General features: G+C 59.5%; 6 protein-coding genes. 5 read left to right on the forward strand and 1 reads right to left on the reverse strand.

Translation table 11 applies throughout. The features are described from left to right. The first annotated feature begins 248 nt into the window (after window positions 1–248). From L0H65_RS11655 to L0H65_RS11675, 5 genes are all read left to right on the forward strand, one after another. Window positions 249–2,243, forward strand: a complete 1,995-nt coding sequence (locus tag L0H65_RS11655) for an acetate--CoA ligase family protein (RefSeq protein ID WP_301459181.1) — start codon at window positions 249–251, stop codon at window positions 2,241–2,243. After that, complete coding sequence (locus L0H65_RS11660; RefSeq protein WP_301459183.1) at window positions 2,240–3,037, forward strand: carnitinyl-CoA dehydratase; 798 nt, start codon at window positions 2,240–2,242, stop codon at window positions 3,035–3,037. Before L0H65_RS11655 ends, L0H65_RS11660 begins: the two co-directional genes overlap by 4 nt. A 123-nt stretch (window positions 3,038–3,160) precedes the next feature. After that, on the forward strand, window positions 3,161–3,625 hold the full coding sequence (locus L0H65_RS11665; protein ID WP_301459184.1) for an OsmC family protein: 465 nt from the start codon (window positions 3,161–3,163) through the stop codon (window positions 3,623–3,625). Between the two features lie 85 nt (window positions 3,626–3,710). Beyond that, on the forward strand, window positions 3,711–5,312 hold the full coding sequence (locus tag L0H65_RS11670) for a GMC family oxidoreductase (protein ID WP_301459186.1): 1,602 nt from the start codon (window positions 3,711–3,713) through the stop codon (window positions 5,310–5,312). A gap of 118 nt (window positions 5,313–5,430) precedes the next feature. Beyond that, window positions 5,431–5,793 carry an STAS/SEC14 domain-containing protein gene (locus L0H65_RS11675; protein WP_301459187.1) on the forward strand — a complete coding sequence of 121 codons (363 nt, stop codon included), beginning with the start codon at window positions 5,431–5,433 and terminating at the stop codon, window positions 5,791–5,793. A 70-nt stretch (window positions 5,794–5,863) separates the two neighbouring features. Here L0H65_RS11675 and betC read toward each other — a convergent pair. After that, window positions 5,864–6,765 (reverse strand): choline-sulfatase (gene betC, locus L0H65_RS11680; RefSeq protein ID WP_301459189.1); only part of this gene is annotated, 902 nt, incomplete at its 5' end.

The raw sequence follows: 6,765 nt of genomic DNA on the forward strand, positions 1-6,765 counted from the left end.
TCACCCCCCGGAGGATATTTTCAAACAGATGATAACGGAAATTTAATCATGAGCGTGCAATCTGAAGCTACGGTACAGGCGGGGACGCCGATGACCGTAACAGGTGATGTTTCCCTGCTCCCTTGGTTGGGGGCAGGGCGACTCCTTTGCCCCATCATCTTTTCAAAAATATCCCGGGGGAGCTTGATTGGCTCGCCAATCAAGGTGGGGCGGAGCCCCCTATTTTCTGCAGATCACGCGGTGCGGCCATGACAGTGCTGCATCGTCTTTTGCGACCGCGTTCAATAGCGGTTCTCGGGTCGGTCTGGGCCGAAAACGTCATCATCCAGTGTCAGAAGATGGGTTTTGATGGACCTGTTTGGCCAGTACACCCGACCAAGCCGATCGTGGGTGGACTTGATGCCTATGCCGGGTTGTCCGATCTTCCCGAACCGCCGGATGCGACTTTTATCGGTGTCAATCGCCACATCACGGTGGATGTGGTCCGTGAGCTTTCCGCTATGGGTGCAGGCGGCGCGATCTGCTTTGCCTCGGGTTGGACGGAAGCGGGGCAGGCGGGGTTACAGGCGGATCTGGTCGCTGCGGCAGGCGCGATGCCTATCCTGGGGCCGAATTGTTATGGTTTGATCAACTACCTGGACGGCGCGCTGCTGTGGCCGGATCAGCATGGCGGCCGAAGGGTGGCGCGCGGGGTGGCGCTGTTGTCACAATCCTCCAATATCGTGATCAACCTCACGATGCAGGCGCGGGGTTTGCCGGTGGCCTATGTCGCCTGTCTGGGCAATGCAGCCCAGGTCGGTTTGGCGGATCTTGCAGCGGCGCTTCTGGCGGATGAGCGGGTGACGGCGCTTGGCCTTTATGTCGAAGGCATTGACAACGCCGCAGAATTTGCCGCATTGGCGGAGGTGTCACGATCGGCAGGCAAGGCAATCGTTTGCTTGAAATCCGGCAAGACCGAGGCGTCTCAGGCAGCGGCGGCATCGCATACTGCATCTTTGGCGGGCGGCGGCGTGGCCTCATCCGCGTTCTTGCGGCAGGCAGGGGTGGCGGAAGTCAGCACCTTGCCGCAGCTGCTGGAGGCGTTGAAAATTGCGCATGTTCACGGCCCTCAAATCGGCCGCCGCTTGTGTTCGCTCTCCTGTTCGGGCGGTGAAGCGGGATTGGTGGCGGATCTGGGCGCGGCAACAGGTATCGGTTTCCTGCCGCCAAGTGCGCAACAACGGCAGCGGCTGGGAGAAATACTGGGGCCGATTGTTACCATTTCGAATCCGCTTGATTATCATACCTTCATCTGGGGCGACGGGCCGCGCACCACTGATGTGTTTGCGACCATGTTGGGCGGCTATGATGCGGGGATATTCATCATTGATCCGCCACGCCAGGATCGTTGTGATCCATCGTCGTTTCAACCCGCGCTCGACGCGATTGAGGCAGCAGCGGCGCTGACCGGCAAGCCTGCATTTCCGGTTTCGTCCTTGCCCGAAAATTTTGATGAAAGGCTCGTCGATGCGATGATGGCGCGGGGAACCGTGCCGCTTCTTGGATTGGACACCGCGCTGGCGGCCTTGGTTGCGGCGCAGACACCTCCGGGGCGGGCAGGATGGCGTCCGATCAGCACGCGCCGGGCACCGGATTTGATGATGCTGGATGAGGTCGCGGCGAAAGCCTTGCTGGCGACGGCGGGTGTCACAGTGCCAAACGGGGTACAGGCAGAGGATTTACCGGGACTCAGCCGACAAATCGGGCGGCTTGCATTGCCTTTCGCGCTGAAAGGGCTTGGTTTCGCGCATAAATCCGAAAATGGTGCGGTGCGCCTTGGTCTGCACAGCCTTGACGGCGAGGCGGCGATGCCGGGCGCAACCGGCTATCTGGCGGAGGAAATGGTGCAAGGCGTGATCGCGGAATTGCTGCTGGGTCTGCGGCGCGACCCGGTATATGGCGTTACGATGACCATGGGCTTTGGCGGGGTGACGGCGGAGCTTTTGGCCGATACGGTGACGCTGATTTGTCCGGTGGTGGCGGACGAGGTGGAAACTGCGTTGCGCGGATTGCGCCTGTGGCCGTTGCTTGACGGGTATCGCGGACGGCTGCGGGGCGATGCGGCGGCGGCCGTTGCAGCGGCTTTGCAGGTACAGGCGATGATGCAGGATGTGGCCCTGGAGGAAGTGGAAATCAATCCATTGATGGTCTTGGAACACGGGGTTGTTGCCGTGGATGCGGTGATTTGGAAGGAAGCAATATGATGGAAATGCGCAATGACGGGCCGATCAAGACCCGCCGCAAAGGGGCGGTGCTGGAAGTGACGCTGGACCGGCCAAAGGCGAATGCAATCGACCTTGTCACCAGCCGCATCATGGGCGAGGTGTTTCGCGATTTTCGCGATGATGACAGTCTGCGCGTTTGCATCCTGCGGGCGGAGGGTGAGAAATTCTTTTGCCCCGGTTGGGATTTGAAAGCGGCGGCGGATGGCGATGCGGTGGATGGCGACTACGGAGTCGGCGGCTTTGGTGGCTTGCAGGAATTGCCGCATCTCAACAAGCCGGTGATCGCCGCGGTCAACGGGATTTGCTGTGGTGGCGGGTTGGAACTGGCGCTGTCCTGCGATTTGATTTTGGCCGCTGATACGGCGACATTTGCCCTGCCGGAAATCCGGTCGGGGACGGTGGCGGATGCCGCGTCGATCAAATTGCCGAAGCGGATTCCTTACCACGTCGCGATGGATCTATTGCTGACAGGGCGCTGGTTTGATGCCGAGGAGGCGCAGCGCTGGGGATTGATCAAGGAAATCTGCGCGCCGGGGGAGTTGCTGACCAAGGCTTGGGCGCTTGCGCGATTGCTGGAAAATGGGCCGCCCTTGGTCTATGCCGCGATCAAGGAAGTGGTGCGCGAGGCGGAAGCGATGCGGTTTCAGGATGCGCTTAACCGGATCACCAAGCGGCAATTCGTGACGGTGGACCGGCTTTATTCCTCGGAGGATCAGTTGGAAGGTGCGCGCGCCTTTGCAGAAAAGCGTGATCCGGTCTGGAAGGGGCGCTAGTCCTGCGAATTTTCATTGAAACTCAGATTCTTCGACAAAAAAAATCGGTGTGCTTGGCTTCAAATTTCACGTTTGAAGGCTGATTGTGGCATAGGTATTTGGACCAAGATGAAGGGCGCAAGCATGCACGATTATCAAAGCCGGGTGGTCTGGACCGGCAACACCGGCGAGGGGACAGCGCATTACAAGGCCTATGCCCGGACATGGGATATCGCGGTGCCCGGCAAGCCGGTCGTGCATTGCTCCAACGATCCGCTGCTGGGTGGCGATCCCGGCAAGATGAACCCGGAGGATTTGCTGCTTTCCGCGCTTTCTGCCTGCCACATGCTTTGGTATCTGCATTATGCGTCCGAAGCGGGCATCGTCGTGACGCGCTACGAGGATGCACCGATCGGTGTGGGAGAGGTTGGCAAAGGCGGTGCCGGGCGCTTTGTCTCGGCGCAGTTGCGCCCGGTGATCTGGCTTGCTGCCAGCGCGGATATGGCGGTGGCGGAGGCCATTCACCACCGCATCCATGCGGTGTGTTTCATTGCCCGCTCTGTGAATTTCCCTGTCACTTATTCGGCAGAATATCGAGTTGAGACATAAAACGTTTTCGACTTTTTCTGTCGCTTGCGGTCAAGGTTCGACGCAGCCGCCGGACTAGGCTGGCCGTGGCAAAGAGGTGAAGCGGGTGGCAGAAATAGATTTTCTGATTGTCGGCGCGGGGTCTGCAGGCTCGGTGCTTGCGGATCGATTGAGCGCATCGGGCAAGCATCGGGTGCTGGTGCTGGAAGCGGGCTGCTCCGACAACCGGTTCTTTGTCCATATGCCACTCGGTTATGGCAAGCTCTTTTACAACAAGGCGGTCAACTGGGCTTACGAGACTGATCCCGACCCCGGCCTTGGCGGCAATCGCGATTACTGGCCGCGCGGCAAGATTCTCGGCGGGTCATCGTCGATCAATGCAATGGTCTGGATCCGCGGGCATCGGGCCGATTACGACGAATGGGCTGCGGTTGGCGGGGCGGATTGGGGCTGGGACAGTGCCTTGGCCGCCTATCGCGCGATTGAGGATAATCAGGCGGGTGCGGATGCGTGGCGCGGGCAAGGCGGGCCTTTGTTCATCTCGGCAAACCAGCAGGGGTTGCACCCGTTGGTGCGCAATTACCTGGACGCTTGCGGCGCTGCCGGCCTGCCCGAAACCCCGGATTTCAATGGTTTGCAGCAGGAAGGTGCGGGCATTTATCAGATGACGATCAAGGGCGGGCGGCGCAATTCGGCGGCGCGGGCGTTTCTGCGCCCTGCCCTGCGGCGGCCAAATCTGGAACTGCGGTTGCACAGCCATGTAACGCGGGTGTTGTTTGAAGTGAACCGGGCGGTGGGCGTGGAGGTCGCGCGCGGCGGCCTGCGTGAGGTGATCCGCGCGCGGGAGGTGATTCTCGCCGGGGGCGCGATCAATTCACCGCAACTGTTGCAGCTTTCCGGCATCGGGCCGGGGGCAGATCTCGCGGCGTTGGGTCTGCCGGTTCTGGTCGATAACCCGCAGGTGGGAGGCAATCTCAACGATCATCAGGGATTGAACTATACCTACCGGATGAAGGTGCCGACCTATAATGACATTTTGCGCCCGTGGTGGGGCAAACTGGCGGTGGGGTTGCAATATCTGTTGACCGGGCGCGGCGTGCTGTCAAAAAGCATCAATCATGCGGGTGGGTTTTTCCGGACCTCGCCGGACCTCGCCCGCCCGAACATGCAGCTTTACATGCAGGCGTTCTCCACTCTGATTCCGAAGGCGGGTGAGCGCCCTTTGCTGACACCCGACCCGTTTTCCGGCCTGTCGATCGGGTTGTCGAATTGCCGCCCCACCTCGCGCGGGTGGCTGAAAGTCCGGTCAGACGATCCGTTCGCGCCGCCGCAGATTGTCGGTAATGCCTATTCGACGGACCATGATGTGGCGGAAATGCTGGCGGCGGTGAAGTTCATCCGCAAGATCGCGGCGCAAGGCCCGATGGCAAAGGTGATCGCTGAGGAATTGCGGCCGGGACCGGAGGTAACTTCGGATGCCGATCTGATCACCGATTTCCGGTTGCGGTCGGGGACGGTTTATCACCCCTCCTGCACCTGTCGAATGGGCGATGTGGTGGACAATCGGTTGGCGGTGAAGGGGGTGCAGGGACTGCGCGTCTGTGATGCGAGCGCGTTCCCGAACCTGATTGCCGGAAATACCAACGCGCCTTCGATCTTGATGGGATGGAAAGGGGCGGAGATTATATTGGCGGATCAGATGGGGTGATGCAGCCCGCCTTGCGGTGGCGCCTTGCTTCATACGAAAAACCTGATTGCGATCAGCGCGAAGCTGCGCGATTCATGCTATGCTGCGCCACATCATCTTGAATGAATGGAGTTGCACCATGGCCACCACCTATCGCACGCTGCCGCAAAGCAAGATCTTTGAATTTACCGTCTCGGGTAAAGTCACTTCAGAGGATTTCGACGCCCTGTCGGCCCCGCTCGACGCTTTCGTGAAAGAACATGACAAGATCAAGCTGTTGGAGATCATCGAGAGTTTCCACGGCTTTGATCCTAGCCTGCTATGGCAGGGCATCAAATATGACGTAAAAATCCTGCCGCATATCACCCATTGCGCGGTGGTGTCGGACATGGGTTGGATCAGCCCGCTGACCAAGGCGGCGGGGGCGTTCATGGCAACCAAGCTGCGCACCTTTGATCTTAGCGAGTTGGACACGGCGCGGGATTGGCTGGCGCAGGCGTGAGTGGCAGGACCGGGCGATCGGTGGTGGTGGTCGGGGGATGAAACCCCGCCCCGACACGGCGCGTCACGGTTTATTCGCCCCGCGGGAAGCGCTTGCTTTCCTCCAGCGTGTTCAGATCCATGTGATTGCGCATGTAGCGTTCTGATGCCTTTTGCAGCGGTTGGAAGTCCCAAGGGTAATAACCGCCACTGCGCAACGCCTCATAGACCACCCAGCGCCGTGCCTGGCTTTCGCGGACCTGTGCGTCGAAGGCGTGCAAATCCCAACGCGCCTCGGATTTCGCGCGCAGGGTCCGGAGCGTGGCGGAATGGGCCGGGTCGGTGGCGAGGTTGTTGCGCTCCATCGGGTCATTCTCGATATCGAAAAGCTGGTCAGGATCGGCCAGGCAGCGGGTGTATTTCCACTTGCCATCGCGCAGCATCACCAAAGGTGTGATGGAGCCTTCTGCGGCGTATTCCACGGCGACGGGTTCCATACGCTCCCCGCCCTTTGCCAGCGCCAGCAATGAGATGCCATCGGTCCAGGGCTTGATTTCGGACATATCTATTCCGGCCAGATCGCAAAGCGTCGGGGTAACGTCGATGGTGGAGACCGGTGTGGTTTGCACATGCGGTTCCAGTCCCGGTGCGCAGATCATCATCGGCACACGGGCAGAGCCTTCAAAGAAGTTCATTTTGAACCAGAGGCCGCGGTCGCCCAGCATATCGCCATGGTCGGATACAAAGAGGATGATCGCTTCTTGCCGTGTGTCTTCCAGAGTTTGCAGGATTTCACCGATTTTGTCGTCAATATATGAGATGTTGGCGAAATAGCCTTGGCGAGCGAGTCTGATATGATCCGGGGTAATGTCGAACCTGTCACTGTCGCAAGCGTCGATCAACCGTTTGGAATGGGGGTCCTGATCTTCATATGGAATATCATCTTCTGCTTTCAAGTATTGGCAATCGTTATATAGGTTCCAATATTTTTGGC

The sequence above is a fragment of the Pseudorhodobacter sp. genome (assembly GCF_030452865.1).
Classification (GTDB): Bacteria; Pseudomonadota; Alphaproteobacteria; order Rhodobacterales; family Rhodobacteraceae; genus Pseudorhodobacter.